The 26,425-nt window shown below is 57.7% G+C and carries 25 protein-coding genes; 8 read left to right on the top strand and 17 right to left on the bottom strand.

Going from position 1 to position 26,425, the window contains the following annotated elements; all coding sequences use genetic code 11:
• Nucleotides 1-153 precede the first annotated feature (153 nt).
• The 13 genes from ACJ8QF_RS22640 to asnC all read right to left on the bottom strand — a co-directional run bounded on the left by ACJ8QF_RS22640 (nucleotide 154) and on the right by asnC (nucleotide 11,707).
• Entirely contained in the window at nucleotides 154-573 is a 420-nt protein-coding gene (locus ACJ8QF_RS22640; protein WP_004933814.1) for a F0F1 ATP synthase subunit epsilon, read from the bottom strand.
• A gap of 20 nt (nucleotides 574-593) precedes the next feature.
• A complete protein-coding gene (gene atpD, locus ACJ8QF_RS22635; RefSeq protein WP_004933813.1) occupies nucleotides 594-1,976 on the bottom strand; it encodes a F0F1 ATP synthase subunit beta in 1,383 nt (460 codons plus the stop codon).
• 32 nt (nucleotides 1,977-2,008) lie between these two features.
• A complete protein-coding gene (atpG, locus tag ACJ8QF_RS22630) occupies nucleotides 2,009-2,872 on the bottom strand; it encodes a F0F1 ATP synthase subunit gamma (protein ID WP_004933811.1) in 864 nt (287 codons plus the stop codon).
• Between the two features lie 59 nt (nucleotides 2,873-2,931).
• On the bottom strand, nucleotides 2,932-4,473 hold the full coding sequence (gene atpA, locus ACJ8QF_RS22625; protein ID WP_004933808.1) for a F0F1 ATP synthase subunit alpha: 1,542 nt from the start codon (nucleotides 4,471-4,473) through the stop codon (nucleotides 2,932-2,934).
• 12 nt (nucleotides 4,474-4,485) lie between these two features.
• Entirely contained in the window at nucleotides 4,486-5,019 is a 534-nt protein-coding gene (gene atpH / locus ACJ8QF_RS22620) for a F0F1 ATP synthase subunit delta (protein WP_015376133.1), read from the bottom strand.
• Between the two features lie 14 nt (nucleotides 5,020-5,033).
• A complete protein-coding gene (atpF, locus tag ACJ8QF_RS22615; protein WP_004933804.1) occupies nucleotides 5,034-5,504 on the bottom strand; it encodes a F0F1 ATP synthase subunit B in 471 nt (156 codons plus the stop codon).
• A 57-nt stretch (nucleotides 5,505-5,561) separates the two neighbouring features.
• Nucleotides 5,562-5,801, bottom strand: coding sequence for a F0F1 ATP synthase subunit C (gene atpE / locus ACJ8QF_RS22610; RefSeq protein ID WP_004093904.1), 240 nt, complete (start codon nucleotides 5,799-5,801; stop codon nucleotides 5,562-5,564).
• 49 nt (nucleotides 5,802-5,850) lie between these two features.
• Complete coding sequence (gene atpB / locus ACJ8QF_RS22605; protein WP_015376132.1) at nucleotides 5,851-6,630, bottom strand: F0F1 ATP synthase subunit A; 780 nt, start codon at nucleotides 6,628-6,630, stop codon at nucleotides 5,851-5,853.
• Nucleotides 6,631-6,652: 22 nt separating this feature from the next.
• The gene (atpI, locus tag ACJ8QF_RS22600; protein ID WP_004933796.1) at nucleotides 6,653-7,036 is read right to left on the bottom strand and encodes a F0F1 ATP synthase subunit I; all 384 of its coding nucleotides are present in this window, start codon (nucleotides 7,034-7,036) and stop codon (nucleotides 6,653-6,655) included.
• 639 nt (nucleotides 7,037-7,675) lie between these two features.
• Nucleotides 7,676-8,296: a 16S rRNA (guanine(527)-N(7))-methyltransferase RsmG gene (rsmG, locus tag ACJ8QF_RS22595; RefSeq protein WP_442518861.1), complete on the bottom strand. Its 621-nt coding sequence runs from the start codon at nucleotides 8,294-8,296 to the stop codon at nucleotides 7,676-7,678.
• 138 nt (nucleotides 8,297-8,434) lie between these two features.
• The gene (gene mnmG / locus ACJ8QF_RS22590) at nucleotides 8,435-10,324 is read right to left on the bottom strand and encodes a tRNA uridine-5-carboxymethylaminomethyl(34) synthesis enzyme MnmG (RefSeq protein ID WP_044030154.1); all 1,890 of its coding nucleotides are present in this window, start codon (nucleotides 10,322-10,324) and stop codon (nucleotides 8,435-8,437) included.
• Between the two features lie 380 nt (nucleotides 10,325-10,704).
• On the bottom strand, nucleotides 10,705-11,145 hold the full coding sequence (mioC, locus tag ACJ8QF_RS22585) for an FMN-binding protein MioC (protein ID WP_004933789.1): 441 nt from the start codon (nucleotides 11,143-11,145) through the stop codon (nucleotides 10,705-10,707).
• A 100-nt stretch (nucleotides 11,146-11,245) separates the two neighbouring features.
• Nucleotides 11,246-11,707 (bottom strand): transcriptional regulator AsnC, encoded by a 462-nt coding sequence (gene asnC, locus ACJ8QF_RS22580; protein ID WP_004933786.1) that lies wholly within the window; start codon nucleotides 11,705-11,707, stop codon nucleotides 11,246-11,248.
• Between the two features lie 155 nt (nucleotides 11,708-11,862).
• Between asnC and asnA the strand changes: the two genes are divergently transcribed.
• Nucleotides 11,863-12,855 (top strand): aspartate--ammonia ligase, encoded by a 993-nt coding sequence (gene asnA, locus ACJ8QF_RS22575; RefSeq protein ID WP_044030153.1) that lies wholly within the window; start codon nucleotides 11,863-11,865, stop codon nucleotides 12,853-12,855.
• 6 nt (nucleotides 12,856-12,861) lie between these two features.
• Here the strand turns inward: asnA and viaA are convergent, their stop codons facing one another.
• Both viaA and ravA read right to left on the bottom strand, forming a co-directional pair.
• A complete protein-coding gene (gene viaA, locus ACJ8QF_RS22570) occupies nucleotides 12,862-14,325 on the bottom strand; it encodes an ATPase RavA stimulator ViaA (RefSeq protein WP_004933781.1) in 1,464 nt (487 codons plus the stop codon).
• Between the two features lie 2 nt (nucleotides 14,326-14,327).
• Entirely contained in the window at nucleotides 14,328-15,836 is a 1,509-nt protein-coding gene (gene ravA / locus ACJ8QF_RS22565; RefSeq protein ID WP_099032659.1) for an ATPase RavA, read from the bottom strand.
• 283 nt (nucleotides 15,837-16,119) lie between these two features.
• Between ravA and kup the strand changes: the two genes are divergently transcribed.
• The 7 genes from kup (at nucleotide 16,120) to rbsR (ending at nucleotide 23,975) form a co-directional block, all read left to right on the top strand.
• Complete coding sequence (gene kup / locus ACJ8QF_RS22560) at nucleotides 16,120-17,988, top strand: low affinity potassium transporter Kup (RefSeq protein ID WP_015379467.1); 1,869 nt, start codon at nucleotides 16,120-16,122, stop codon at nucleotides 17,986-17,988.
• A gap of 170 nt (nucleotides 17,989-18,158) precedes the next feature.
• A complete protein-coding gene (gene rbsD, locus ACJ8QF_RS22555) occupies nucleotides 18,159-18,578 on the top strand; it encodes a D-ribose pyranase (RefSeq protein ID WP_442537876.1) in 420 nt (139 codons plus the stop codon).
• Nucleotides 18,579-18,585: 7 nt separating this feature from the next.
• Complete coding sequence (gene rbsA / locus ACJ8QF_RS22550) at nucleotides 18,586-20,091, top strand: ribose ABC transporter ATP-binding protein RbsA (RefSeq protein WP_004933767.1); 1,506 nt, start codon at nucleotides 18,586-18,588, stop codon at nucleotides 20,089-20,091.
• Nucleotides 20,092-20,097: 6 nt separating this feature from the next.
• Entirely contained in the window at nucleotides 20,098-21,066 is a 969-nt protein-coding gene (rbsC, locus tag ACJ8QF_RS22545) for a ribose ABC transporter permease (protein WP_004933766.1), read from the top strand.
• Nucleotides 21,067-21,090: 24 nt separating this feature from the next.
• On the top strand, nucleotides 21,091-21,978 hold the full coding sequence (rbsB, locus tag ACJ8QF_RS22540) for a ribose ABC transporter substrate-binding protein RbsB (RefSeq protein WP_004933760.1): 888 nt from the start codon (nucleotides 21,091-21,093) through the stop codon (nucleotides 21,976-21,978).
• A gap of 64 nt (nucleotides 21,979-22,042) precedes the next feature.
• The gene (gene rbsK, locus ACJ8QF_RS22535; protein ID WP_004933758.1) at nucleotides 22,043-22,969 is read left to right on the top strand and encodes a ribokinase; all 927 of its coding nucleotides are present in this window, start codon (nucleotides 22,043-22,045) and stop codon (nucleotides 22,967-22,969) included.
• A 4-nt stretch (nucleotides 22,970-22,973) separates the two neighbouring features.
• Nucleotides 22,974-23,975 (top strand): ribose operon transcriptional repressor RbsR, encoded by a 1,002-nt coding sequence (gene rbsR / locus ACJ8QF_RS22530; RefSeq protein WP_442518857.1) that lies wholly within the window; start codon nucleotides 22,974-22,976, stop codon nucleotides 23,973-23,975.
• Here rbsR and mdtD read toward each other — a convergent pair.
• Together mdtD and ACJ8QF_RS22520 are read right to left on the bottom strand one after the other, a co-directional pair.
• Entirely contained in the window at nucleotides 23,972-25,387 is a 1,416-nt protein-coding gene (gene mdtD, locus ACJ8QF_RS22525; protein ID WP_004933752.1) for a multidrug transporter subunit MdtD, read from the bottom strand. The genes rbsR and mdtD overlap by 4 nt on opposite strands.
• A gap of 67 nt (nucleotides 25,388-25,454) precedes the next feature.
• Nucleotides 25,455-26,144 (bottom strand): FadR/GntR family transcriptional regulator, encoded by a 690-nt coding sequence (locus tag ACJ8QF_RS22520; RefSeq protein WP_004933751.1) that lies wholly within the window; start codon nucleotides 26,142-26,144, stop codon nucleotides 25,455-25,457.
• Between the last annotated feature and the right edge of the window lie 281 nt (nucleotides 26,145-26,425).

Raw genomic sequence — 26,425 nt, 5'->3', positions numbered from 1 at the left:
GACGAAAAAACTGTCGGCGATCGGCGACGTTTATTTCCCGATATCAGCGGTTATACACCACACCGCCCGCCGGGCTGAAATGCTTATTTTAAAGTAAAAAAAAAGCGACCCTATAGGCCGCTTTCTTAAAGTTGGGTGCCGGGCACCCAAACATTACATCGCTTTTCTGGTGAGCTCGATAACGCGCAGTTTTGCGATCGCTTTCGCCAGTTCAGCGGATGCCTGAGCATAGTCGACATCGCCATGAGAGCTGCGAATGTGTTCTTCAGCTTTACGCTTAGCTTCCAACGCTCTCGCTTCGTCGAGGTCAGTACCACGGATAGCAGTGTCCGCCAGCACGGTAACCACGCTCGGCTGCACCTCGAGGATGCCGCCGGACAGGTAGATGAACTCTTCTTCACCGTGCTGCTTAACAATACGCACCATGCCAGGCTTGATGGCAGTCAGCAGCGGCGCATGGCCAGGGAAGATCCCCAGTTCACCTTCGCTGCCTGTCACCTGGATCTTCTGCACCAGGCCGGAAAACATCTGTTTTTCCGCGCTGACTACATCCAGATGGTAAGTCATAGCCATATCACCCTCCTCTCAAGGCGTTACAGTTTCTTGGCTTTTTCCACTGCTTCTTCAATGGTGCCAACCATGTAGAACGCCTGCTCCGGCAGGTGGTCATAGTCGCCGTCCATAATGCCTTTGAAACCACGGATGGTGTCTTTCAGCGATACGAACTTGCCCGGAGAACCGGTGAAGACTTCTGCCACGAAGAACGGCTGAGACAGGAAACGTTGGATCTTACGCGCACGGGATACGACCAGTTTGTCTTCTTCAGACAGCTCGTCCATACCCAGGATCGCGATGATATCTTTCAGTTCCTGGTAGCGTTGCAGAATGGACTGCACGCCACGCGCTACGTCGTAGTGCTCCTGGCCAACAACCAGCGGATCCAGCTGACGGCTGGTGGAATCCAGCGGGTCAACGGCCGGGTAGATACCCAGAGAAGCGATGTTACGGCTCAGTACCACGGTTGCGTCCAAGTGCGCAAAGGTGGTGGCTGGTGACGGGTCAGTCAAGTCATCCGCAGGAACGTAAACGGCCTGTACGGAAGTGATGGAACCGGTCTTGGTCGAGGTGATACGTTCTTGCAGAACGCCCATCTCTTCCGCCAGCGTTGGCTGATAACCTACCGCGGATGGCATACGGCCCAGAAGTGCGGACACTTCGGTACCGGCCAGGGTGTAACGGTAGATGTTATCAACGAACAGCAGTACGTCACGGCCTTCGTCACGGAATTTCTCCGCCATGGTCAGACCGGTCAGCGCAACGCGCAGACGGTTACCTGGTGGCTCGTTCATCTGGCCGTAAACCAGGGATACTTTGTCCAGAACGTTGGAGTCGGTCATTTCGTGGTAGAAGTCGTTACCCTCACGAGTACGCTCGCCCACGCCCGCAAACACGGAATAACCGGAGTGCTCGATCGCGATATTACGGATCAGCTCCATCATGTTTACGGTTTTACCTACGCCCGCACCGCCGAACAGACCGACTTTACCGCCCTTGGCGAATGGACAAATCAGGTCCATTACCTTGATACCGGTTTCCAGCAGTTCCTGGGAGCTGGACAGCTCTTCGTAGCTTGGCGCCGCGCGGTGAATCGCCCAACGCTCTTCTTCGCCGATGTCGCCTTTCATGTCGATCGGTTGACCCAATACGTTCATGATACGGCCCAGGGTAGCTTTACCCACCGGCACTTCAATCGGGTGGTCCAGGTTGTTCACTTTCAGACCGCGACGCAGACCGTCGGAGGTCCCCATTGCGATACAGCGAACCACGCCACCGCCCAGCTGTTGCTGAACTTCCAACACCAGTTTTTCGGTGCCGTTTTCTACCTCAAGGGCGTCGTACACTTTCGGTACGGCATCCTGAGGGAACTCGACGTCCACCACGGCGCCGATTACCTGGATAATCTTTCCAGTAGCCATCTTGAATCCTCTACGTAATTCGTAAACCTAGCTTAAACCGCGGAGGCTCCCGAAACGATCTCGGTGAGTTCCTGAGTGATGCTGGCCTGACGCGCCTTGTTGTATACCAACTGCAGCTCTTTGATCAGGCTACCGCCGTTATCGGTTGCGGCTTTCATCGCGACCATTCGTGCGGCCTGCTCGCTGGCCAGGTTTTCCACGACGCCCTGATAAACCTGCGACTCCACATAGCGGCGCAGCAAGGTATCAAGCAGCACTTTTGGATCCGGTTCATACAGGTAATCCCAAGGCGTTTTCTTCAGCTCTTCGTCATCGGCAGGCGGTAACGGCAGCAGCTGAAGCACCTGCGGCTCTTGGGACATCGTATTAACAAATTTGTTGCTGACAATGTACAGCTTGTCCAAACGACCTTCGTCGTAGGCCTGCAGCATCACTTTCACCGGCCCGATCAGATCCGACAGGGAAGGTTTGTCCCCCATGCCGGTCACCTGGGCAACCACGTTGCCGCCCACGGAACCAAAGAAAGAGGCCGCTTTAGAGCCAATCAGCGCCAAATCGGTTTCGACGCCTTTTTCGGACCAGGCTTTCATCTCCGCCAGCAGCTTTTTGAACAGGTTGATGTTCAAGCCGCCGCAGAGACCACGGTCAGTAGACACCACCAGATACCCGACGCGCTTAACGTCACGCTCATCCAGGTACGGGTGCTTGTACTCCAGATTCCCTAACGCAAGGTGACCAATCACTTTGCGCATGGTCTCTGCATAAGGACGGCTGGCCGCCATGCGATCCTGCGATTTACGCATTTTGGAGGCGGCGACCATTTCCATCGCTTTAGTGATCTTTTGCGTGTTTTGCACGCTAGCGATCTTACTACGTATCTCTTTTGCGCCGGCCATCTCTGCTTCTCCTCAGTGCCAGACGGCCTGCTGTCTTTCAACAGCAGGACCGTTCGGCGTTACCAGGACTGGGTTTTCTTGAAGGTTTCGAGGATGTCTTTCAACTTGCCCTCGATCTCATCATTGAAGTTGCCAGTTTGGTTGATGTGGTTCAGCAGTTCGGCGTGCTCGCGGTCCGCATAGGCCACCAGCGCGGCTTCGAAGCTCACCACTTTGGCGACTTCGACGTCGTTCAGGTAACCGCGTTCTGCGGCAAACAGCACCAGAGACTGTTGTGCAACCGACATCGGCGCATACTGTTTCTGTTTCAGCAGCTCGGTCACTTTCTGACCGTGGCTCAGCTGTTTGCGGGTCGCGTCGTCCAGATCGGAGGCGAACTGGGAGAACGCAGCCAGTTCACGATACTGCGCCAGCGCGGTACGGATACCACCGGACAGTTTCTTCATGATCTTGGTCTGCGCGGCGCCACCAACACGGGATACGGAGATACCCGGGTTAACTGCCGGACGAATACCGGAGTTGAACAGGTTGGATTCCAGGAAGATCTGACCATCGGTAATCGAGATTACGTTGGTCGGAACGAACGCGGAAACGTCACCCGCCTGGGTTTCAATGATCGGCAGAGCGGTCAGTGAACCGGTTTGGCCTTTAACTTCACCTTTGGTGAAGGCTTCAACGTATTCGGCGTTGACGCGCGCTGCGCGCTCCAGCAAGCGGGAGTGCAGGTAGAATACGTCGCCTGGGTAAGCTTCACGACCTGGCGGACGACGAAGCAGCAGGGAAATCTGGCGGTAAGCAACGGCCTGTTTGGACAGGTCATCGTACACGATCAGCGCGTCTTCACCGCGGTCACGGAAGTATTCGCCCATTGCGCAACCGGCGTATGGCGCCAGGTATTGCAGTGCAGCGGATTCGGAAGCGGTCGCCACCACTACGATGGTGTTGGCCAGTGCGCCGTGCTCTTCCAGTTTGCGCACCACGTTAGCGATGGTAGACGCTTTCTGGCCGATAGCCACGTAAACACATTTGATGCCGGAGTCGCGTTGGTTGATGATCGCATCGATCGCCAGCGCGGTTTTACCGGTCTGACGGTCACCGATCACCAGCTCACGCTGGCCACGGCCGATTGGAATCATGGCGTCAACGGATTTGTAGCCAGTCTGAACCGGCTGATCAACGGACTGACGCTCGATAACGCCTGGCGCGATAGCTTCTACCGGAGAGAAGCCGTCGTTCTCAATCGGGCCTTTGCCGTCGATTGGTGCGCCCAGGGTGTTAACGACGCGGCCCAGCAGACCACGACCGACTGGAACTTCCAGGATACGGCCGGTGCATTTCACCTTCATGCCTTCGGCCAGATCCGCGTACGGACCCATGACCACGGCACCAACGGAGTCGCGCTCCAGGTTCAATGCGATTGCGTAACGGTTGCCAGGCAGCGCGATCATTTCGCCCTGCATAACTTCGGCCAGGCCGTGTACGCGGATGATCCCGTCGCTGACGGAAACGATAGTACCTTCATTGTGAGCTTCGCTCACTACATTGAACTGAGCAATGCGCTGCTTGATCAGTTCGCTGATTTCGGTGGAATTCAGTTGCATGCTCCAGTCCCCTTAAGACTGCAAGACGTCTGTCAGGCGTTCAAGACGACCGCGAACGCTGCCATCAATCACCATATCGCCGGCGCGAACAACGATGCCGGCCAGTACAGACTTGTCAATTTTGCAATTCAGCTTAACTTTGCGTGACAGACGTTTTTCCATCGCAGCGGCGATTTTCGCCTGCTGTTCGTCGTTCAGCGCGCTCGCAGAGAGCACTTCGACTTCGACGGTGGATTCCAGCGAGGCGCGCAGTTCGATGAACTGCTGCAGCACGGCAGGAAGAACCAGTAAACGTCCATTTTCGGCCATTACACGGATAAAGTTCTGGCCATGTTCGTCGAGCCGATCGCCACAAACCGCGATGAACGTCTTGGACAGCGTTTCTGGCGCAACCGCGCCAGACAGCAGTTCAGAAATCTGTTCATTGCGAGTGACTTCAGCCGCAAACGCCAGCATGTCCTGCCAGCGCTCTACGCTTTGGTGCTCAACGGCAAAGTCAAAAGCTGCTTTGGCGTAGGGGCGAGCTACAGTTACAAATTCAGACATCAGCCCCTCCCTCCTTACAGTTCAGCGACCAGTTTATCAACGATGTCGCTGTTAGCAGCTTCATCCACGGAACGTTCGATGATCTTCTCGGCGCCGGCAATTGCCAGCATCGCGACTTGCTTACGCAACTCTTCACGAGCGCGCTTACGTTCGGCTTCGATCTCAGCCTGAGCCTGCGCCACGATTTTGTTACGTTCCTGCTCGGCTTCGGCTTTCGCTTCATCCATGATCTGAGCTTTGCGTTTGTTCGCTTGCTCGATGATCACCTGAGCTTCTGCTTTGGCAGTTTTCAGCTGGTCGGTCGCATTGGCTTGCGCTAAGTCCAGATCTTTTTTGGCACGCTCTGCAGAAGCGAGGCCGTCAGCGATTTCTTTCTGACGCTTCTCGATGGCAGCCATGATCGGCGGCCATACGTACTTCATGCAGAACCAGACAAACAGAACGAACGCGATGGCCTGGCCGAGGATTGTTGCGTTAAGATTCACAGCACAATGCCTCTTTAAAAGTTAATAGTTTGGTTACGTCGTAGAGGGTTGCTCTACTTACGCGACGGCGAACATCACGTACAGACCCAGACCTACAGCGATCATCGGGATGGCGTCGACCAGACCCATAACGATAAAGAACTGTGTACGCAGCAGAGGAATCAGGTCAGGCTGACGAGCAGCGCCTTCCAAGAATTTACCACCCAGGATGCCGATACCGATCGCAGCACCGATTGCCGCTAAACCCATCATCACAGCGGCAGCCATGTACAGCAGATCCATACTCAGGTTTTCCATGACAGTCTCCAGTTTGTTTAAGTTTAAAAGTGCAAGTGTTTTAAGAAAATCAGTGCTCTTCAGACGCCATCGACAGATAGACGATCGTCAGAACCATGAAAATAAAGGCTTGAAGCGTAATGATCAGGATGTGGAAGATAGCCCAAGGCAAGCTCAGGACCCACTGTGACCACCACGGCAACAGGCCGGCAATCAGGATGAAGATCAACTCACCCGCATACATGTTGCCGAACAGTCGCAGACCCAGTGAAACAGGTTTGGACAGCAGGCTGACACCTTCAAGAATCAGGTTGATAGGAATGAATACAGGGTGGTTGAACGGCTGCATGGTCAACTCTTTAACAAACCCGCCAACGCCTTTCATTTTGATGCTATAGAACAGAATCAGGATAAACACGCCCAGCGCCATCGACAGCGTGACGTTCACATCGGCGGTAGGCACCACGCGCAGCGCAGGCAGGCCGAGGATGTGTTCGCCAACATAAGGCAGGAAGTCGATGGGCAGCAGGTCCATCAAGTTCATCAGGAACACCCAGACGAACACGGTCAGCGCCAGCGGCGCAATCACCTTGCTCTTGCCGTGGTACATGTCGCGCACGCTGCTGTCGACGAAACCGACCACCAGCTCCACGGCGGTTTGCAGTTTACCCGGCACGCCGCTGGTGGCGTTTTTGGCCACTTTGCGGAAGATCACCAGGAAAAGCGCCCCGAGGACGACGGAGAAAAACATCGAGTCGATGTTGATCGACCAGAACCCAGTCCCGACCTGAAGCTGCGTCAGGTGGTGACCGATATACTCCTGTGGAGTCAAGACTTCTCCTGCAGACATGATGCCTCTTACCCTTATTTAGTTAAGTTCGGTAACTGTTAATCACGGCCGGTGCCACTATCTGCACCACTAACACCGCTAAATAGGTCAGGCCAAGCGGTATAAACTCCGCCTTGAACACCCCCAGCGCCACGATCAGCAAAACGATGGTGATCACGACCTTTAGCCCCTCGCCGATGGCGAACGACCAGGCAACCCTACCGGGCGCCGGCGTTTGCGCCTGATGGCGCAAGGCAAACAGCATAAACATTGCACTCGGCAACCAGGCGGCGAGACCGCCTGCCAACGCCGAAGCGCTCCATTCCGGGCTTTTCAGCCAGAAAGCAACGCTGATCAGAACAAAAGTCATTAACTGCAAAAACAGCAGTTTGCGTGCGACTTTCCCGCTGTAAAGGGACACAGACATGACGTTTGTTCTCTCCGTACCCCAGAGGGGGTATGCTGAGTGACGTATACAACTGTTTTTGCTGTCCTGAGTCAAGCAGCAAAAAACGAGCAAATTATACGGGGCATACCAACGAATTCAATCGATAAGTAGCGAAAAGGTGAACAATTATTTAAATTTCCCTATTCCAGCCTATTTTCACAAGAAAACGGTCGGAATAATAGGGCGCATTTAATTGTCTGATTATTCCAGCGTTGCGTTTAGAAACGCGAAGCCGATCACAGTAATGTCCCTTCCTGATTTATAGCCGATGGTCAACCAAACCGTCTTTAGCAATTTGAGCGATCAAAAAATTATATAAATCAAAACATTACTAGTTAACTGTTCAAAAACAATCCGTATACCCGATGAAAACCTTTTATTGACAAGCAGCGGGGCAATATTCCAACAGCCAATTAACATTAGCAGCAAACGCCAATCTTTCGCACATGATTGCTAACGTGACTATTTCTAAATGCAATTACTCTATTGTCGCTAATTAGCCGCGTTTTTTGTGTTAATAGAAAGTAAATTAACTAAAAAAAGCGACCAACTAATTAGCCTGCTTACCTTTCTACTGGGTACGACCTTTAATTCACGCTTGTTTGATCAAAAGCAAACTCAGTTTGCCTTAAGAATCACCAGATGACGTTCGCCTTCCAGTTCAGGCACCTGCAGCCGCACGATAGACTCCAGGCTAACGCCAGCCGGCAGCTGCGTCAGTTCTTCATCCGGGCGCACGCCTTTCAACGCGTAAAAACGCCCCTGCCCTTTCGCCGGCAGATGATGGCACCAGGACAGCATATCCTGCAGCGAAGCGAATGCCCGGCTGATCACGCCATCGAACGGTGGCTCGGCCGGAAACGCTTCGACGCGGCTCTGCACCGGCTCGATATTGTTCAGGCCCAGCTCATGCTGCACCTGGCGCAGGAAACGCACGCGCTTGCCCAGGCTGTCGAGCAGCGTGAAATACGCGTCCGGGCGCACAATCGCCAGCGGAATGCCCGGCAAGCCGGGGCCGGTGCCGACATCGATAAAACGCGAGCCCTGCAGATGCGGATTGACCACAATACTGTCGAGGATGTGGCGCACCAGCATTTGCTGCGGATCGCGCACCGACGTGAGGTTATAAGCCTTGTTCCACTTATCCAGCATGCCGACATAGCCCAGCAGCTGCTGTTTCTGCTGATCGGGCAGCTCAATGCCTGCTGCCGCGAGCAGCGAGTCTAATTTTTTTTGCACAACGGATCCTCTGGCAGGCGCTGAACGACCAGCGGATGGTTAGCTGGCGCAATGAGGCGACTATGATAATTCAGGGCGCAAGTGATGTCAGCGGCCGTTTGGCTACGGGTTGAGCAAACGGCCGCCTGGAAGCGGGATTTATGCGCTGCGGCGCAGCAGTCCCTGCTTTTTCAGCCAGATCAGCAAAATCGAGATCGCCGCCGGTGTAATGCCGGAGATGCGCGAAGCCTGGCCGATGGAGTTCGGTTTGTGATCGTTCAGCTTGGCGATCACTTCGTTCGACAGTCCCGAAACCTGACGGTAGTCAAGATCCAGCGGCAGCACGGTGTTCTCGTTGCGCTGTTGTTTTTCGATCTCTTCCTGCTGGCGAGCGATATAGCCTTCGTATTTGACCTGGATCTCGACCTGCTCGGCGGCTTGTACGTCGTCCAACGGCGGCGCGAAGGCGTCGATGCCGGTCAATTGCGCGTAATCCATCTCAGGACGGCGCAGCAATTCTTCGCCGTTCGCTTCACGCGACAGCGGCGCTTTCAGCAACGCATTGACCTGTTCGACGTTCTCGGCATGCGGGTGCATCCAGATGTCGCGCAGGCGCTGACGTTCACGTTCGATCCGCTCCAGCTTCTCGCTGTAACGCGCCCAGCGCACGTCGTCCACCAGACCGAGTTCACGGCCTTTTTCCGTCAGGCGGAGATCGGCGTTGTCTTCGCGCAGCATCAGACGATACTCGGCGCGTGAGGTAAACATGCGGTACGGTTCTTTGGTGCCGAGGGTGCTGAGATCGTCCACCAGCACGCCGAGGTAGGCCTGATCGCGACGTGGCGCCCAGCCCTCTTGTTCATCGGCGAAGCGCCCGGCGTTCAGACCGGCCAGTAACCCCTGTGCGGCGGCTTCTTCATAGCCGGTGGTGCCGTTGATCTGGCCGGCGAAGAACAGGCCCTGAATAAATTTGCTTTCCAGCGTCGGTTTCAGATCGCGTGGATCGAAGAAATCGTACTCGATGGCATAACCAGGGCGAATAATACGCGCGTTCTGCATCCCTTCCATTGAACGGACGATCTGCATCTGCACGTCGAACGGCAGGCTGGTGGAGATCCCGTTAGGGTAAATCTCGTTGCTGGTCAGGCCTTCCGGCTCAAGGAAGATCTGGTGCGCGTTGCGATCGGCAAAACGCATGACCTTGTCTTCGATCGACGGACAGTAACGTGGGCCGATCCCTTCGATGATCCCGGCATACATCGGGCTGCGATCGAGGTTATTGCGGATCACGTCATGGGTTTTTTCATTGGTGTGGGTGATGTAGCACGCCATTTGTTCCGGGTGCTGGCTGGCATCGCCCAGGAACGAGAATACCGGCACCGGCGTATCGCCGTGTTGCGGCGCCAGTACGCTGAAATCGATAGTGCGGGCGTCGATGCGCGGCGGCGTACCGGTTTTCAAGCGGTTAACGCGCAGCGGCAGTTCACGCAAACGCTGCGACAGCGAGATCGAAGGCGGATCCCCGGCGCGGCCGCCGCTGTAATTCTCCAGACCGATATGGATCTTGCCGTCCAGGAAGGTGCCTACGGTCAATACCACCGCTTTGGCGCGGAATTTCAGGCCCATTTGGGTGACGGCGCCCACGACGCGATCGTTTTCGACGATCAGATCCTCAACCGGCTGTTGGAAGATCATCAGATTGGGCTGATTCTCCAGCGCGGTACGGATCGCCTGGCGATACAACACGCGATCCGCCTGAGCGCGTGTGGCGCGAACCGCAGGACCTTTGCTGGCGTTTAGTATCCTAAACTGGATGCCGGCGTGGTCGATCGCTGTCGCCATCAGGCCGCCGAGCGCATCAATTTCCTTAACCAGATGCCCTTTACCAATACCGCCAATCGCCGGGTTACAGGACATCTGTCCCAGCGTATCGATATTGTGTGTCAATAATAAAGTCTGACGTCCCATGCGCGCCGCGGCCATGGCGGCCTCGGTACCTGCATGGCCACCACCGATGATGATGACGTCAAATTGATCTGGATAAAACATGGAACTGCACCTCGCCGTATTGCGAACGATCGTATTTGCCCTGGGGTCGGGGATTCTACTCAAGTTTAGACGATCGACCAAGTGGTCAGGATCGTCGGTAATTAAAAGAAGATCTTTTTTATTTAAAGATCTCTTTATTAGATCTCTTATTAGGATCGCGATCCTCTGTGGATAAGTGACTATTCACGATGAAGATCAGCAGATTAAGGAGGATCGTTTGCTGTGAATGATCGGTGATCCCGACGCAGATAAGCTGGGATCTAAAAGGCTTGTTATACACAGGACAAAAAGCGCGCTACGGTTGTTATTGGGATAACTACGGCTTTTACCCTGCTTTTAAGTATAGTTATCCACAATCTTTCGCACGATCTTTAGACGAATTAGAGTAAATTAATCCAGTTTTTTACCCATTCCTCGGCCGGATCCTCGGGAATTTCATGCTCGGTCACGTCGATCTCGAGACGATCGCCGATCCTTTTAGCGCCTCTGGCGATCAACAGATCGTCGATCTGTTTGATTGCGCCGCAGAAGGTGTCGTATTCCGAACTGCCCAAACCGACTGCGCCGAACTGTACCTCGGAAAGATCCGGCAGCTGCTCAGCGATCTGTTCCAACAGCGGTTGAAGGTTATCTGGTAGTTCGCCGGCGCCGTGCGTGGAAGAGACCACCAGCCAGCGGCCGGTCAACGGCAGTTCATCCAGTTCAGGGCCGTGCAGCATCTCGGTAGAGAAACCCGCGTCTTCCAGCTTTTCAGCCAAATGTTCAGCCACGTATTCGGCGCTGCCAAGCGTACTGCCACTGATCAGAGTAATGTCTGCCATGAACCAACGATCCCAACCTTCTCACACAAAGTGGCTGCATTGTACGCTGTGAATCGGCTGGGATCTACCTGTGGATAATGTGGGTATGCAATTTGGCGGGTTACGGCACGATGGTGCGCATAATGGGGTTCTGCAGTGAGATCAGCGTTTCGGTGGACTGGATCTCGTCGATGGTCTGGATCTTGTTGATAAGTACCTGTTGCAACGCGTCGATCGATCGGCACATTACCTTAATAAAGACGCTGTAGTGGCCGGTGGTGTAATAGGCTTCCACCACTTCTTCCAGGCTTTCCAGCTTCTTCAGCGCCGAAGGGTAATCCTTGGCGCTCTTTAATATGATGCCGATAAAGCAGCACACGTCGTAGCCCAGCTGTTTGGGGCTGACGTCGATGCGCGCGCCGGTGATGATCCCGGCCTGCTTCATCTTCTCCACCCGCACATGAATGGTGCCGGGGCTGACGGCGAAGTTTTTCGCCAGTTCGGCGTACGGTGTGCGCGCATTGTCCATCAGGGCGTTGAGAATGCCGCGATCGAGATTATCGATCTGATAAATTTCCGCCATTTAATCCCCCATTAATTAACGATTGTTGAATTCTGTCCGGGTAAAAATGAACGATTAAAAGTGAAAAGGCAATATTGATTAATGGATATTGAATTAGAGTATCGTTTTGTTGCTTAATCGATGGCAACAGAGACAGGTTTACAAGAGATACGGCAATGAAAAAACAGTTTATCCAAAAACAACAACAAATCAGCCAGGTCAAAGCCTTCTTCTCCCGCCAGCTGGAGCAACAGCTCGGTCTGATCGAAGTGCAAGCCCCGATCCTTAGCCGCCTGGGCGACGGCACGCAGGATAACCTTTCCGGCAGCGAGAAAGCGGTGCAGGTCAAAGTCAAAACCTTGCCGGACGCCACCTTCGAAGTGGTGCATTCGCTGGCGAAATGGAAACGCAAAACCCTGGGCAGCTACGATTTCGGTGCCGGCGAAGGCCTGTATACCCATATGAAGGCGCTGCGCCCGGATGAAGACCGCCTGACGCCTATCCACTCGGTGTACGTCGATCAGTGGGACTGGGAACGGGTGATGGGCGACGGTGAGCGCAGCCTGGACTACCTGAAAAACACCGTGCGCAGCATTTACGCTGCGATCAAGGCGACGGAGGCGGAAGTCAGCCGCGAGCATGGCCTGACTCCGTTCCTGCCGGAACAGATCCACTTCGTGCACAGCGAAACCCTGCTGCAGCGCTATCCGGATCTGGACGCCAAGGGGCGCGAGCGGGCGATCGCCAAAGAATTGGGCGCAGTGTTCCTGATTGGCATCGGCGGCAAGCTGTCACACGGTAAATCGCACGATGTGCGGGCGCCGGATTATGATGACTGGACCACGCCGACGGCGGATGGCCTGGCGGGCCTGAACGGCGATATCGTGGTGTGGAACCCGGTGCTGCAGGACGCTTTCGAGCTGTCCTCCATGGGGATCCGCGTTGACGCCGCCGCGCTGAAACACCAGCTGGCGCTGACCGGCGATGAAGAGCGCATGAAGCTGGAATGGCACCAGTCCTTGCTGCGCGGCGATATGCCGCAGACCATCGGCGGCGGCATCGGTCAGTCGCGTCTGGTGATGTTGTTGCTGCAACTGTCGCATATCGGCCAGGTGCAGTGCGGCGTGTGGTCGCCGGAAGTGCGCGGCGCGGTCGAAGGCCTGCTCTAATCCCGCCTAGCGCCGCCAGCGGCGCATCAAACGGCTTTTCAGCCCGGTATCAAAGCGCCAGATGTGATCGAAGATGCGCATGATGCCGGGTTTGCCGTAGGCGGACATCGCCACCGCGTGGAAACGTTGCTGGTGGCTTTGCTGCTGCTGTTTCACCTTCTTTATTACCTCCTCCGGCAACCGCTGGGCAATAAAATCGGAAATGATCACCGCATCGGCGTCGAACCAGCCGCTCTCCGCCATTTTGGTGACGGTGGCGTTCAGGCAGGCCGCCAGATCGGTGCCGCCACGAAACTGCTGGCCGAGAAAGCGCACTGCCTGCTCGATGCCGCTGGCGGCGGTGAGTTCGTAATGCACGATCTGGTTGGCGAACAGCATGATATAGCAGCGGCGGTTGTCCGCCAGCGCAATGCGCAGCAGCGCCAGACAGAACGCCTTGGCGCACTGTTCGTTGAAACCGCCCATCGATCCGGAGGTGTCCACGCAGACGATAAACGGCCCGCGCGGCTGTTGATCCTGCTGCTGGTGAGTGACCTGGCGGATCAGGATCTGTTCCTGCCAGACGTCGCCCTGCAGACGGTAGCTCAGCAGCCGCTTTTCCAACAGGCGGCGATAAAACTCGAATTCCAGCTCTTCAATCCCCAGCGTCGCCAGCTCCGGCGGCAGCAGGCGCAGGATGTCGTCGCTTTGATGAATGCCGCTCACTTCTTCCGGCAGCGTGGCCGGCACCTGCACCATGACCCTGAACGGCTCCGGCTGCGCGTCCTGTTGCTGCACCGCCTTGGCCTGATAGCTGCGGCCCAGCTGTTGCGCCAGTTTTTTCAGCTCCGGCTGCTGCTGCAAAAAGTTGCCGTACTCCACCAGCCGCTGATAATCGCCACGCTGCAGCTGGCCTTTGCTCATGTCCCACAGCCTGCCGGCGGCGGTGTCGTTTTCCGACAGCAGCGGTTCCAGCGCGCCGCTCAGCGCCAACCGCTCCTGCAGTTCCGCCATCAGCTGCTCGCGCTCTTGTTCCAGCAGTTGGTGGTGCAGCATGGTGGCCTGCAGCGTCAGGCTGATGCGCCAGCGCTGCAGAAACAGCGTTTGAAAGCTGTCGTCCAGCGGATGATTGGGCAGATCGGCGGCGTCCACCAGCGCGCGCGCCTGTTCATAAAACGGTGAGACCAGCTGGCGCAGCAGCTCCATGGTATCGTTGAGGTTGTGATAAAACTGGGTATTGTTCTCCAGCTGGCACTGCTGGTAGCGATAGAATTCCTGCGCCAGCGCCGGCGGCACCATCGCCTCCTGCAGACGCTCCTTGAGCTGCAGCTTCCAACGCGGCAGATCGCGATCCAGCGCCCGGCGAAGGGCCGGAAACTTTTTAAAGAATACCGACAGCTGCGGCGCCGCCAGCATGCCGACGATCATCTCCTCGATCATCTCGCCTTCGGTGATCGCCAGCAGCAGATCGAGCGTCTCCAGACTGAGCATGGTTACTGGCCGCGCATTTGCTGCAGTTGCTGTTTAACCTGTTCCGCGACCTGCAGCAGACTGGCTTCGATCTTGGCCAGGCCGGCGGCGGGGGTGAACAGACAGGGCTGATGTTGGCTGAAGGCGCGGCGTTGCTCCGCCAGGCGCTGGGCCAATGCGTCCATTTCATCCAGCAGCGCCTGCGGCGTGGCGGTGGCCTGTTTGCCCGGCAGCGCCAGTAATGACGGCTGGCGGCTGACGTCCAACACCGTGAGGTGCAGTTGGTCATCCACTTCCAGGTCGATCGGCTGCGCAAAGCCGATGCCGTTCAGCTTGGCGCGCACGTCGCCGCCTTTTTGCAGCCAGTTGTCCAGCGCGCTGCTTTCGATGCTCAGATGGTTGACCTGAATGTCATGCAACTGCAGCGGCTTTTGCAACAGCAGAGTGAGGGTGCCGCCGGCGAACGGCGTGGCCGGCGCGTATTGCGGTTTGCGGCTGAACATGCCGCCTTTTTTCACCAGGCTGATGGCCTGCCGGTCGCTTTGTTGCTGCTGGTCCTGCAGCCAGCGGGTGTGGATCTGTTGCAACTGGATCAGCATCGACTGCTGCTGATAGGCCGACTCGGTCAGCAGCTGATCGATCTGCTGTTGCAGCAGTTTCAGCGAGGTGAGATCGTGCCACAGGCAGTCTTTCAACAGCATCAGATCGAGCGGGGCGATGGCGTCGCGCCCGCTGAAGAAGGCGCAGGCTTGCAGCAGGCGCAGGGCTTTTTTCCAGCGCCGATCGGAGACGTATGGCGCCTGCTCCAGCGCGTCCAGCCGCTGGCGCAGCTGGAAAATCAGCTCAAAACAGGTTTCCGGCAGCGCGACTTTGTCGATCTGCGGTTGCCACTGCAGAAACTCTTCGTCGCTGATGCTTAGCGCCGCCGGCACCGGGTTTTGGCTTTCGCTCTGGCGGTTGACCAGCAGCGAGCGGAAATTCTGTTTATCCTGCACCTTGTCCAGCCACAGGCGGATCAGCATGCGGTCATATAAGGCTTCGAGGCTGTTGTCCGCTTCGGGCAGTTCGTTGGAGGCGGTGACCAGCAGGCGCAGCGGGATCGGTTCTTCGCTGTTGCCGTTGCGAAAGCGGCGTTCGTTGATCGCCGTCAGCAGGGTGTTGAGGATCGCCGGGCCGGCCTTCCAGATCTCGTCCAGAAACACGATCTCCGCTTCCGGCAGATAGCCGGCGGTCAGACGCTGATAGCGCCCCTCATCTTTCAGCGCCTGGATAGAGAGCGGGCCGAAGACCTCTTCCGGCGTGGAAAAACGCGTCATCAGGTATTCAAAGGAGCGGGCGTTGCGGAAGGCAAACTTCAGCCGGCGCGCGATCAGGCTCTTGGCGATGCCGGGCGGGCCGAGCAGGAATACGCTTTCGCCGCTCAGCGCCGCCAGCAGGCACAGACGGATTGCCTCTTGCCGCTCATAAAGACCGCTCTCCAGCGCGCTGCTGAGGCGGGAAATTCGTTCTGCCAGAAGGGATGATGGCGTCATATAATTGTCGCATTGTCCGAGAGTTAGCCAATCTTGGTCGATAATCCGATGATAAACCACCATTATTTTTAGTGGTATAGCCCGTTGATTAGTAATATTTTTCTACGTTAAGCCAGATATTCGGTTCACATTTTGTTTATTTTTCGGCTCTGATATAAGGGTAGGCAAGCGGTATAAATGGTGCATACTGTGCGGCTTTCTGGTGGGCGTGACGGATCTTTGAGCCCGTATTTTGCCTGATGCGGATGCATCGCTAACGGATGTTCTGATAAAGAAACGAATTATGAGCGCAGAGCATAAGCAGTCCTTATCGGCGGTAACCCTGGCTGCCATCGGCGTGGTCTACGGTGATATCGGCACCAGCCCTCTCTATACGCTGAGAGAGTGTTTCTCCGGCCATTACGGCTTCGACGTGCGTCCAGACGTGGTTTTCGGCTTCCTGTCGCTGATTTTCTGGATGCTGATCGTGATCGTTTCCCTCAAATATCTCACCTACGTGATGCGCGCGGACAACGCCGGCGAGGGCGGTATTCTGACGCTGATGTCGCTGGCCGGGCGCAATACCTCGGCGCGCACCACGGCGGTGCTGGTGATACTGGGCCTGATTGGCGGCAGCTTCTTCTATGGCGAGGTGGTGATCACCCCGGCGATATCGGTGATGTCGGCGATAGAAGGGTTGGAAATCGCCGCCCCTGCGCTCGATGCCTATATCGTGCCGCTCTCCATTCTGGTGTTGACGCTGCTGTTCGTCATTCAAAAGCACGGCACCGGCAGCGTCGGCAAGCTGTTCGCCCCGGTGATGCTGCTGTGGTTTATCGTGTTGGCGGTACTGGGCGCGCGCAGCATCATTTCAAACCCGGAAGTGCTGCAGGCGCTGAACCCCAAATGGGCGCTCAACTTCTTTATGGAATATAAGAAGGTATCGTTCTTTGCGTTAGGTGCGGTGGTGCTGTCGATCACCGGCGTCGAGGCGCTGTATGCCGATATGGGGCACTTCGGCAAGTTCCCGATCCGTCTGGCCTGGTTCACCGTGGTGCTGCCTTCGCTGGTGCTCAACTACTTCGGCCAGGGGGCGCTGCTGCTGAAAAATCCGGAGGCGATCAAAAACCCGTTCTTCCTGCTGGCGCCTGACTGGGCGCTGATCCCGCTGCTGATTCTGGCAACCCTGGCGACGGTGATCGCTTCGCAGGCGGTGATTTCCGGCGTCTTCTCGCTGACTCGCCAGGCGGTGCGCCTGGGCTATCTGTCGCCGATGCGCATCATTCACACCTCGGAAATGGAATCCGGCCAGATCTACATTCCGGTGATCAACTGGACGCTGTACATCTCGGTGGTGCTGGTGATCATCGGCTTCGAGCACTCCAGCAACCTGGCGGCGGCGTACGGCATCGCCGTCACCGGCACCATGGTGCTGACCAGCATTCTGGTCACCTCGGTGGCGATCAATAACTGGCACTGGAATCGCTTCCTGGCGATCGGCATCGTGACCATCTTGCTGATCATCGACGTGCCGATGTTCTCCGCCAACGCCCTGAAGCTGTTCTCCGGCGGCTGGTTGCCGCTGACGTTGGCGCTGGTGATGTTCATCATTATGACCACCTGGAAGAGCGAGCGCTTCCGCCTGCTGCGCCGCCTGCATGAACACGGCAACTCGCTGGAGGCGATGATCGCCTCGCTGGAGAAATCGCCGCCGGTGCGGGTGCCGGGTACGGCGGTGTTCTTGTCGCGCGCCACCAACGTCATTCCTTTTGCGCTGCTGCATAACCTGAAGCACAACAAGGTGCTGCACGAGCGTGTGGTGCTGCTGACGCTGCGCACCGAGGATGCGCCTTACGTGCACAACGTGCGCCGGGTGACCATCGAGCAGCTGTCGCCGACCTTCTGGCGGGTGGTGGCCAGCTACGGCTGGCGCGAAACGCCGAACGTCGAGGAGGTGTTCCACCGCTGCGGGCTGGAAGGGTTGCCGTGCCGCATGTCGGAGACGTCGTTCTTCATGTCCCACGAGTCGCTGATCCTCACCAAGCGGCCGTGGTACCTCTACCTGCGCGGCAAACTGTTCGTCGCCCTGAGCCGCAATGCCCTGCGCGCGCCGGATCAGTTCGAAATCCCGCCGAACCGGGTCATCGAACTCGGCACGCAGGTCGAGATCTAATCCGCCTGACAGGGGCTCAGCATGGCTGAGCCCTTTTTGTTTGCGCTTTCTCCGTGCGCGAACGAAACGTTTCGATAACGATCACACTTCTGCATTGTCCCGGTTGCCTTCCCCTGCCGTTTTTTTAAACTCCCCCGGAGAGCGAAACGTTTCGCTGGTGGAGTGAGAAGATGAAAAAAGGCGTATTACTGAATTCCGAAGTGTCTGCCGTGATTGCCCGGCTGGGGCATACCGACCAGCTCACCCTGTGCGATGCGGGCCTGCCGATACCGGCGGCGACGCAGCGCATCGATCTGGCGCTGACGAAGGGCGTGCCGACTTTCATGCAGGTGTTCGAGGCGGTCACGCAAGAGATGCAGGTAGAAAGCGCTATCCTGGCGGAAGAGATCGTGAAACAGAATCCGTCGCTCCACGAGGCTCTGTTGGCTGAACTGACTGCACTGGGCCAACGCCAGGGCAATACCATCAGCGTGCGCTATATCAGCCATCAGGCGTTTAAAGCGCAAACCGAGCACAGCCGGGCGGTGATCCGCAGCGGGGAGTGTTCGCCTTACGCGAACGTGATCCTGTGCGCCGGCGTAACTTTCTGAGGCGTTTATGCAACCTTTACTGCAACTGAAAGGGATTGATAAAGCCTTTCCCGGCGTGAAGGCGCTTTCCGGCGCCGCCCTCAGCGTCTATCCCGGCAAGGTGATGGCGCTGGTGGGGGAAAACGGCGCCGGGAAATCCACCATGATGAAAGTGCTGACCGGCATCTACCAGAAAGACGCCGGCAGCCAGTATTTTCTCGGTAAAGAGGTGGCGTTCAACGGGCCCAAGGATTCGCAGGAAGCGGGCATCGGCATTATTCATCAGGAGCTGAACCTGATCCCACAGCTGACGATTGCGGAAAACATCTTCCTCGGCCGCGAGTTCGTCAACCGTTTCGGCCGCATTGACTGGAAGCGCATGTACGCCGAGGCCGATCGCTTGTTGGCGCGGCTCAATCTCCGCTACAGCAGCCACCGGCTGGTGGGCGAGCTGTCGATCGGCGATCAGCAGATGGTGGAGATCGCCAAGGTGCTGAGCTTCGAATCGAAAGTGATCATCATGGACGAACCGACCGATGCGCTGACCGACACCGAAACCGCCTCGCTGTTCAAGGTGATCAATGAGCTGAAGGCCGAAGGGCGCGGCATCGTCTATATCTCGCACCGCCTGAAAGAGATCTTTGAAATCTGCGACGACGTGACCGTGTTCCGCGACGGGCAGTTTATCGCCGAGCGGCCGGTGAGCGAGCTGCAGGAAGATTCGCTGATTGAGATGATGGTCGGCCGCAAGCTGGAAGAACAATATCCGCGCCTGGATTTGCCGCGTGGTGAAAAGCGGCTGGAAGTCAGTCATCTTTCCGGCCCCGGCGTTGAAGACGTCAGCTTTACGCTGTACCGCGGCGAGATCCTCGGCGTGGCCGGGCTGATGGGCGCCGGGCGCACCGAATTGATGAAGATCCTGTACGGCGCCGCGCCGCGCAAGGCCGGCACTGTCAGCCTGGACGGCCGCGAGGTGGTCGCCCATTCGCCGCAGGATGGGTTGGCGAACGGCATCGTCTATATCTCGGAAGACCGCAAGCGCGACGGCCTGGTGTTGGGCATGTCGGTGAAGGAAAACATGTCGCTGACCGCGCTGCGCTACTTTAGCCGCGCCGACGGCAGCCTGAAACAGGCCGACGAGCGGCAGGCGGTGGGGGATTTCATCCGGCTGTTCAATATCAAAACGCCGTCGATGGAGCAGCCTATCGGTCTGCTTTCCGGCGGCAATCAGCAAAAAGTGGCGATTGCCCGCGGCCTGATGACCCGGCCGAAGGTGCTGATCCTCGATGAGCCGACGCGCGGCGTCGATGTCGGCGCCAAAAAAGAGATCTATCAGTTAATCAACCAGTTCAAACAGGAAGGGCTGAGCATCATTCTGGTGTCTTCGGAAATGCCGGAGGTGATGGGCATGAGCGATCGCATTCTGGTGATGCACGAAGGGCATCTCAGCGGCGAGTTCCCGATTGAACAGGCCACCCAGGAAGCGTTGATGGCGGCAGCCGTCGGCAAGCAATACGGCGTAAAGCAGGAGTAATCAGATATGAGTTCCCAGACTATCGCAGCTAAGCGCTGGTTCAGTAAAGAGTGGCTGTTAGAGCAGAAGTCGTTGATTGCGCTGCTGGTGCTGATCGCCGTGGTCTCTTCCATGAGCCCGAACTTCTTCACCCTGAACAACCTGTTCAATATTCTGCAGCAGACTTCGGTGAACGCCATCATGGCGGTGGGGATGACGCTGGTGATCCTCACGTCCGGCATCGATCTGTCGGTGGGATCGCTGCTGGCGCTGACCGGCGCGGTGGCGGCGTCGATCGTCGGCTTTGAGGTCAACGCGCTGGTGGCGGTGGCGGCGGCCTTGGCGCTGGGCGCCGCGGTTGGCGCCTGCACCGGGGTGATCGTCGCCAAAGGCAAAGTGCAGGCCTTTATCGCCACGCTGGTGATGATGCTGCTGTTGCGCGGCGTCACCATGGTGTACACCAACGGCAGCCCGATCAACACCGGTTTTACCGACGTGGCCGACACCTTCGGCTGGTTCGGCATCGGCCGTCCGCTGGGCGTGCCTACGCCGATCTGGATCATGGCGATCGTGTTCATCGCCGCCTGGTATATGCTGCACCATACGCGCCTGGGCCGCTATATTTATGCCCTGGGCGGCAATGAAGCTGCGACCCGTCTGTCCGGCATCAGCGTCGATAAAGTGAAGATTATCGTTTACTCGCTGTGCGGCCTGCTGGCGGCGCTGGCGGGGGTAATCGAAGTGGCGCGCCTGTCGTCGGCACAGCCGACCGCCGGCACCGGCTATGAGCTGGACGCCATCGCCGCCGTGGTGCTGGGCGGCACCAGCCTGGCCGGCGGCAAGGGGCGCATCGTCGGCACGCTGATCGGGGCGCTGATCCTCGGCTTCCTGAACAACGGCCTGAATTTATTGGGTGTTTCTTCCTACTACCAAATGATCGTGAAGGCAGTGGTGATACTGCTGGCGGTTCTGGTAGATAACAAAAGCAACAAGTAACCTCCCCCTACAGGAATCACGATGATGAAAATGAAAAAACTGGCAACCTTAGCTTCCGCCATCGCGCTGAGCGCCACCCTGAGCGCCAATGCCATGGCCAAAGAGACCATCGCGCTGGTGGTGTCCACTCTCAACAACCCGTTCTTCGTCTCGATGAAGGATGGGGCGCAGCAAGAGGCCAATAAGCTGGGCTACAATCTGGTGGTGCTGGACTCCCAGAACAACCCGGCGAAAGAGCTGGCCAACGTGCAGGATCTGATGGTGCGGGCGCCTAAGCTGCTGCTGATCAACCCGACCGACTCCGATGCGGTGGGCAACGCCATCAAGATGGCCAACCAGGCTAAGATCCCGGTCATCACGCTGGACCGCGTGGCGAGCAAGGGCGACGTGGTGAGCCACATTGCCTCGGACAACCGCGTGGGTGGTAAAATGGCCGGTGACTTCATCGCCAAAAAAGCAGGTGCCGATGCCAAAGTGATTCAGCTGGAAGGCATCGCCGGCACTTCCGCCGCGCGTGAACGCGGCGAAGGCTTCAAACAGTCGCTGGATCAGAATAAATTCAAACTGCTGGCCAGCCAGCCGGCCGATTTCGATCGCACCAAGGGCCTGAACGTGATGCAGAACCTGCTGACTGCGCATCCGGATGTGCAGGCGGTGTTCGCCCAAAACGATGAAATGGCGTTGGGCGCGCTGCGCGCGTTGCAAACCGCCGGTAAAACCGACGTGATCGTGGTAGGCTTCGACGGCACCGCCGACGGCGTGAAAGCGGTCGAAGGCGGCAAGCTGGCGGCGACCGTGGCGCAGCGTCCCGATCAGATCGGCGTGATCGGCGTGGAAACCGCCGATAAGGTGCTAAAAGGCGAAAAAGTGCCGGCGACCATCCCGGTGGATTTGAAACTGGTCACTCAGTAAGTCATACCAGCGCCATCGGGACAGGGCGTTTTCGATGGCGCGCAATTCTTCAGGAATCAATGCGATGGAAACAGGTAAGCTGGTGGTTCTGGGCAGCATCAATGCCGATCATATCCTCAATATTGAACAGTTCCCCCACCCGGGCGAAACGGTGATCGGGAAGCAGTATAAGGTGGCGTTTGGCGGCAAGGGCGCGAATCAGGCGGTGGCGGCCGGGCGCAGCGGGGCGGAGATCGCCTTTATCGCCTGCGTAGGTGCCGACGATATCGGCGAGCGTATCCGCCGGCAGCTGGCGAGCGATCGCATTGATACTCAACCGATTGAAGCCATCGCCGACAGCACCACCGGCGTGGCGCTGATCTTCGTCAACGCCGAAGGCGAGAACGTGATCGGCATCGATGCCGGCGCCAACGCCGCGGTGACGCCGGATTACCTGGCGCGCTACCGGCAAAAAGTGATCGACGCCGACGCTCTGCTGATGCAGCTGGAGTCGCCGCTGGAGACGGTGATCGCCGCCGCCCGCCTGGCGAAGCAACATCAAACGCAGGTGATCCTCAACCCGGCCCCGGCGCGCGAGCTGCCGGACGAGCTGCTGGGCATGATCGATATGATCACCCCGAATGAAACCGAAGCGCAGCGCCTGACCGGCATCGCTGTGGACAACGACGCCGATGCGGCGCGCGCGGCGCAGGCGCTGCACGACAAGGGCATCGCGACGGTGATCATCACCCTCGGCAGCCGCGGCGTGTGGCTGAGCGAAAACGGCAACGGCAAACGGGTGCCCGGCTTCAAAGTGCAAGCGGTGGATACCATCGCCGCCGGCGATACCTTTAACGGTGCGCTGGTGACCGCCCTGTTGGAAGGCAACAGCATGGCCGACGCGGTGCGTTTCGCCCATGCGGCGGCGGCGATCGCCGTAACCCGCCCCGGCGCGCAGCCTTCGGTGCCGTGGCGCGAAGAGATCGACGCCTTCTTGCAGCAGCAGGGGTGATCCTTTGGCCACCATGAAAGATGTCGCCCGCCTGGCGGGCGTTTCAACCTCTACCGTTTCGCATGTGGTCAACAACAATCGCTTTGTCAGCGACAGCGTGCGCGACAAGGTCATGGCGGCCGTGGAACAGTTGAACTATGCGCCTTCTGCGCTGGCGCGCAGCCTGAAGCTTAATCAAACCCGCACCATCGGCATGCTGGTGACCGCCAGCAACAACCCGTTTTATGCCGAAGTGGTGCGCGGCGTGGAGCGCAGCTGCTATGAACGTGGCTACAGCCTGATCCTGTGCAATACCGAAGAAGATGCCGCGCGCATGAACCGCAGCATGGAGACGCTGCTGCAAAAGCGCGTCGACGGTTTGCTGTTGATGTGCACCGAAAATCACCGGCCATCTCAGGATGCCCTGAGTCGCTACCCGTCATTGCCGATCGTGATGATGGACTGGGCGCCGTTCGAGGGCGCGAACGATATTATTCAGGATAACTCGCTGCTGGGCGGCGAGATGGCGACCGATCATCTGATCGCCCGCGGCTACCGCAAGATCGCCTGCATCGCCGGCCCGCAGGATAAAACCACCGCCCGTCACCGGCTGGAAGGCTATCGCAACGCGATGCGGCGCGCCGGATTACTGGTTCCGACAGGGTATGAAGTGCATTGCGACTTTGAGTTTGAGGGCGGCGTGAACGCCATGCGCCAACTGCTGGCGCTGGAAGAGCCGCCGCATGCGGTGTTCGCCGGCAACGACGCGGTGGCGGTAGGCGTTTATCAGGCGCTGTATCAGGCCGGGCTTTCCGTGCCGCAGGATATGGCGGTGATGGGGTACGATGATATTGAGCTGGCGCGTTATCTGGCGCCGCCGTTGAGCACCATTCATCAACCGAAGGATTCGCTGGGCGAATTGGCGATCGATGCGCTGATCAACCGCCTGCAGAACCCGGAGCGCGCGCCCCAGGTGCTGGTGCTGACGCCCGAGCTGGTGGAGCGCGCCTCGGTGGGCCGCCGTTAACTCGTCGCCTTCGCTTCTTTCTTGCTTTCCTGGCCGCTGATCAAATTGCGGCCATCTTTCCTTCTCAGCAACATAAACACCAGCGCCGACGCCACGGTGACTATCCCCATGGTGATAAAGGTGTAATGGAAGTGGTCGATCATGGTGCCTAACGACAGGGATTCGTAAAAACGCAGCACCGCCGCGCTGATCGCCACGCCGAAGCTGATGGACAGTTGTTGGGTGACCGCCAGGACGCTGTTGCCGGCGCTGGCGTTGGCGTCGTTCAAATCCGCCAGGCTGATGGTGTTCATGGCGGTGAACTGGGTGGACATCGCCATGCCCAGCACGAACAGCGGCAGGATCATCAGCCACAGCGGCATGCCCGGGCTTTGCAGGGCAAACTGGGCGATCAGCACCCCGATGATAACGGTGATGCCGACCAGCGTTTTGCGGTAGCCAAACCAGCGCAGCACCTGAGTGACGGTGGATTTCGCCATCAGCGAGCCGATGGCGGTCGGCGCCATCATGCAACCGGCGACGATCGCCGTGTAGCCGAAGCCCACCTGCAGCATGAGCGGCATTAAAAACGGCACGCAGCCGGTGCCCAACCTGGAGGCGACGTTACCGGCGATGCCAACCGAGAAGGTGCGGGTTTTGAACAGGTCGAGACCGATCAGCGGCTGAGGATGACGGCGGGCGTGCGCGATGTAGCCGAACAGCATGACGAAGCCGCTGAGCAGAATGCCCAGTGAAACGTAGCTGGCCAGCACCCGCTCGCCAAACAGCTCCAGCCCGGTAGAGATCAGCACCAGACTCAGGCCGAACAGCATAAAGCCAAGGAAATCGAAGCGGCGTTTGGGCGTGGTGAAGTCCGGCATGTATTTGCGTGCATAGAAGATGCCGAGCAGACCGATAGGGATATTGATCAGGAAAATCCAGTGCCAGGTGGCGTAGGTTACCAGCCAGCCGCCCAGCAGCGGCCCGAGAATCGGCCCGACCAGGCCGGGCATGGTGACGAAGTTCAGCACCGGCAACAGTTCGCTGCGCGGGTAGGCGCGCAGCAGCGCCAGCCGCGCGACCGGCATCATCATCGCGCCGCCGATGCCCTGCAGCACGCGAGAGGCGACCAGCACGCTCAACGTAGGAGACAAGGCGCACAGCAGCGAACCGAGGGTGAATAACGTGACGGCGAAGATAAATATCCGTCGAGTGCCGAAGCGATCCGCCAGCCAGCCGCTGACCGGGATCAGCATCGCCACCGTCAGCGTGTAGCTGATGACGGCCGATTGCATCGCCAGCGGCGAACGCCCCAGGCTTTGGGCGATCGCCGGCAGCGCGGTGTTGAGGATAGTGGCGTCCAGCGCCTGCATAAAGAACGCCATTGCGGCGATCCACGGTAGTCCTGCCATACTGCGCGCGGATTGGGTCATGGTCGGTCCTGGTTAAATGGTCGTCTGTCCCTCGTCTCTTTCTTCTATATATAAGCGGGGAGCGTGTCTAGTCTTTCTCTTTCAGCAGTACCTGGCAGGCGACGAGCGCGCCTGCGCTGTCTCCGGCGAGTATCGCATCGACGATAGCCTGATGATGGCGCAGCTTGATCACTTCATTGCCGGTGATGGCGCGGAAGTAGCTTTGGTACACCGAACTGAACAGGTTGGCGAACGAGGTCAGGAACGGGTTGCCGCTGGCCTCGTAGATAAGCTGGTGGAATTGGGTATCGACCTGGATCCAACGCTCGCGATCAAACTGGGTATGCAGCGCGCGCATTTCCGCCATCAGCCCCGCCAGCAACTTGGTTTGTTGCGGGCTGGCGTGGTTTGCCGCCAACGCGCAGGCCTGCGGCTCCAGCGAGGTGCGCAAGATAAGGAAGTGTTGCATCACCTGATCGAAGTTTTCCCGCGTCATCCACCAGGTCAGTAAATCTTGATCGAGGAAATTCCATTGGCTTTGCGGCATCACGCGGGTGCCAATGCGCGGGCGCGGCAACAACATGCCTTTGGCGGCTAACATCTTTACCGCTTCGCGCACCGCGGTGCGGCTGACGCCGAATTGCTCGCCCAGTTCCATTTCACCAGGCAGGATGCTGCCGGCCTGATAATCGCCTGCCAGAATTTGTTGGCCGAGTTTTTCTGCAAGCAGATAAGAAAGATTGCGTTGGGCGGCCTGTTGTTGTGCATTTAACGGCATGGCTGCGGGTCCTTACTGACATCGTTATTTCTATTTTACTCCAGTGATCGCCAGCTTTTATGGCTGTTTGCCTGAAAAAGTGACATTAATTCGCCGCTTTTTCGCCCTTTTGTTGAAAAAATCCGCGCTTGAAAAGTTTTTTGCAATTAGGGGTTGCGGCTCGCCGAGAACTCCCTATAATGCGCCTCCACTGACCGGGAACAACGACTGACAAGCCGCCGGGTCAGCGAGAAGAAAGCGAAATAAACGCTTGACTCTCCGGGCGAAAAGCGTAGTATACG

It is taken from the genome of Serratia sp. CY81684, from assembly GCF_052166595.1.
Classification (GTDB): domain Bacteria; phylum Pseudomonadota; class Gammaproteobacteria; order Enterobacterales; family Enterobacteriaceae; genus Serratia; species Serratia nematodiphila.
This window is presented reverse-complemented; position numbering and strand designations above follow the sequence as displayed.

What these genes read in the sequence shown, in the direction of transcription:
- asnA (WP_044030153.1), top strand. Translation starts at nt 11,863, where the DNA reads ATGAAAAAACAGTTTATCCAAAAACAACAACAAATCAGCCAGGTCAAA.
- rbsK (WP_004933758.1), top strand. Translation starts at nt 22,043, where the DNA reads ATGGAAACAGGTAAGCTGGTGGTTCTGGGCAGCATCAATGCCGATCAT.
- atpH (WP_015376133.1), bottom strand. Translation starts at nt 5,019, where the DNA reads ATGTCTGAATTTGTAACTGTAGCTCGCCCCTACGCCAAAGCAGCTTTT.
- atpE (WP_004093904.1), bottom strand. Translation starts at nt 5,801, where the DNA reads ATGGAAAACCTGAGTATGGATCTGCTGTACATGGCTGCCGCTGTGATG.
- mnmG (WP_044030154.1), bottom strand. Translation starts at nt 10,324, where the DNA reads ATGTTTTATCCAGATCAATTTGACGTCATCATCATCGGTGGTGGCCAT.
- atpA (WP_004933808.1), bottom strand. Translation starts at nt 4,473, where the DNA reads ATGCAACTGAATTCCACCGAAATCAGCGAACTGATCAAGCAGCGCATT.
- atpD (WP_004933813.1), bottom strand. Translation starts at nt 1,976, where the DNA reads ATGGCTACTGGAAAGATTATCCAGGTAATCGGCGCCGTGGTGGACGTC.
- ravA (WP_099032659.1), bottom strand. Translation starts at nt 15,836, where the DNA reads ATGACGCCATCATCCCTTCTGGCAGAACGAATTTCCCGCCTCAGCAGC.
- rbsD (WP_442537876.1), top strand. Translation starts at nt 18,159, where the DNA reads ATGAAAAAAGGCGTATTACTGAATTCCGAAGTGTCTGCCGTGATTGCC.
- kup (WP_015379467.1), top strand. Translation starts at nt 16,120, where the DNA reads ATGAGCGCAGAGCATAAGCAGTCCTTATCGGCGGTAACCCTGGCTGCC.
- rbsC (WP_004933766.1), top strand. Translation starts at nt 20,098, where the DNA reads ATGAGTTCCCAGACTATCGCAGCTAAGCGCTGGTTCAGTAAAGAGTGG.
- mioC (WP_004933789.1), bottom strand. Translation starts at nt 11,145, where the DNA reads ATGGCAGACATTACTCTGATCAGTGGCAGTACGCTTGGCAGCGCCGAA.
- atpB (WP_015376132.1), bottom strand. Translation starts at nt 6,630, where the DNA reads ATGTCTGCAGGAGAAGTCTTGACTCCACAGGAGTATATCGGTCACCAC.
- asnC (WP_004933786.1), bottom strand. Translation starts at nt 11,707, where the DNA reads ATGGCGGAAATTTATCAGATCGATAATCTCGATCGCGGCATTCTCAAC.
- viaA (WP_004933781.1), bottom strand. Translation starts at nt 14,325, where the DNA reads ATGCTCAGTCTGGAGACGCTCGATCTGCTGCTGGCGATCACCGAAGGC.
- rbsA (WP_004933767.1), top strand. Translation starts at nt 18,586, where the DNA reads ATGCAACCTTTACTGCAACTGAAAGGGATTGATAAAGCCTTTCCCGGC.
- rbsB (WP_004933760.1), top strand. Translation starts at nt 21,091, where the DNA reads ATGAAAATGAAAAAACTGGCAACCTTAGCTTCCGCCATCGCGCTGAGC.
- ACJ8QF_RS22520 (WP_004933751.1), bottom strand. Translation starts at nt 26,144, where the DNA reads ATGCCGTTAAATGCACAACAACAGGCCGCCCAACGCAATCTTTCTTAT.
- ACJ8QF_RS22640 (WP_004933814.1), bottom strand. Translation starts at nt 573, where the DNA reads ATGGCTATGACTTACCATCTGGATGTAGTCAGCGCGGAAAAACAGATG.
- atpI (WP_004933796.1), bottom strand. Translation starts at nt 7,036, where the DNA reads ATGTCTGTGTCCCTTTACAGCGGGAAAGTCGCACGCAAACTGCTGTTT.
- atpG (WP_004933811.1), bottom strand. Translation starts at nt 2,872, where the DNA reads ATGGCCGGCGCAAAAGAGATACGTAGTAAGATCGCTAGCGTGCAAAAC.
- mdtD (WP_004933752.1), bottom strand. Translation starts at nt 25,387, where the DNA reads ATGACCCAATCCGCGCGCAGTATGGCAGGACTACCGTGGATCGCCGCA.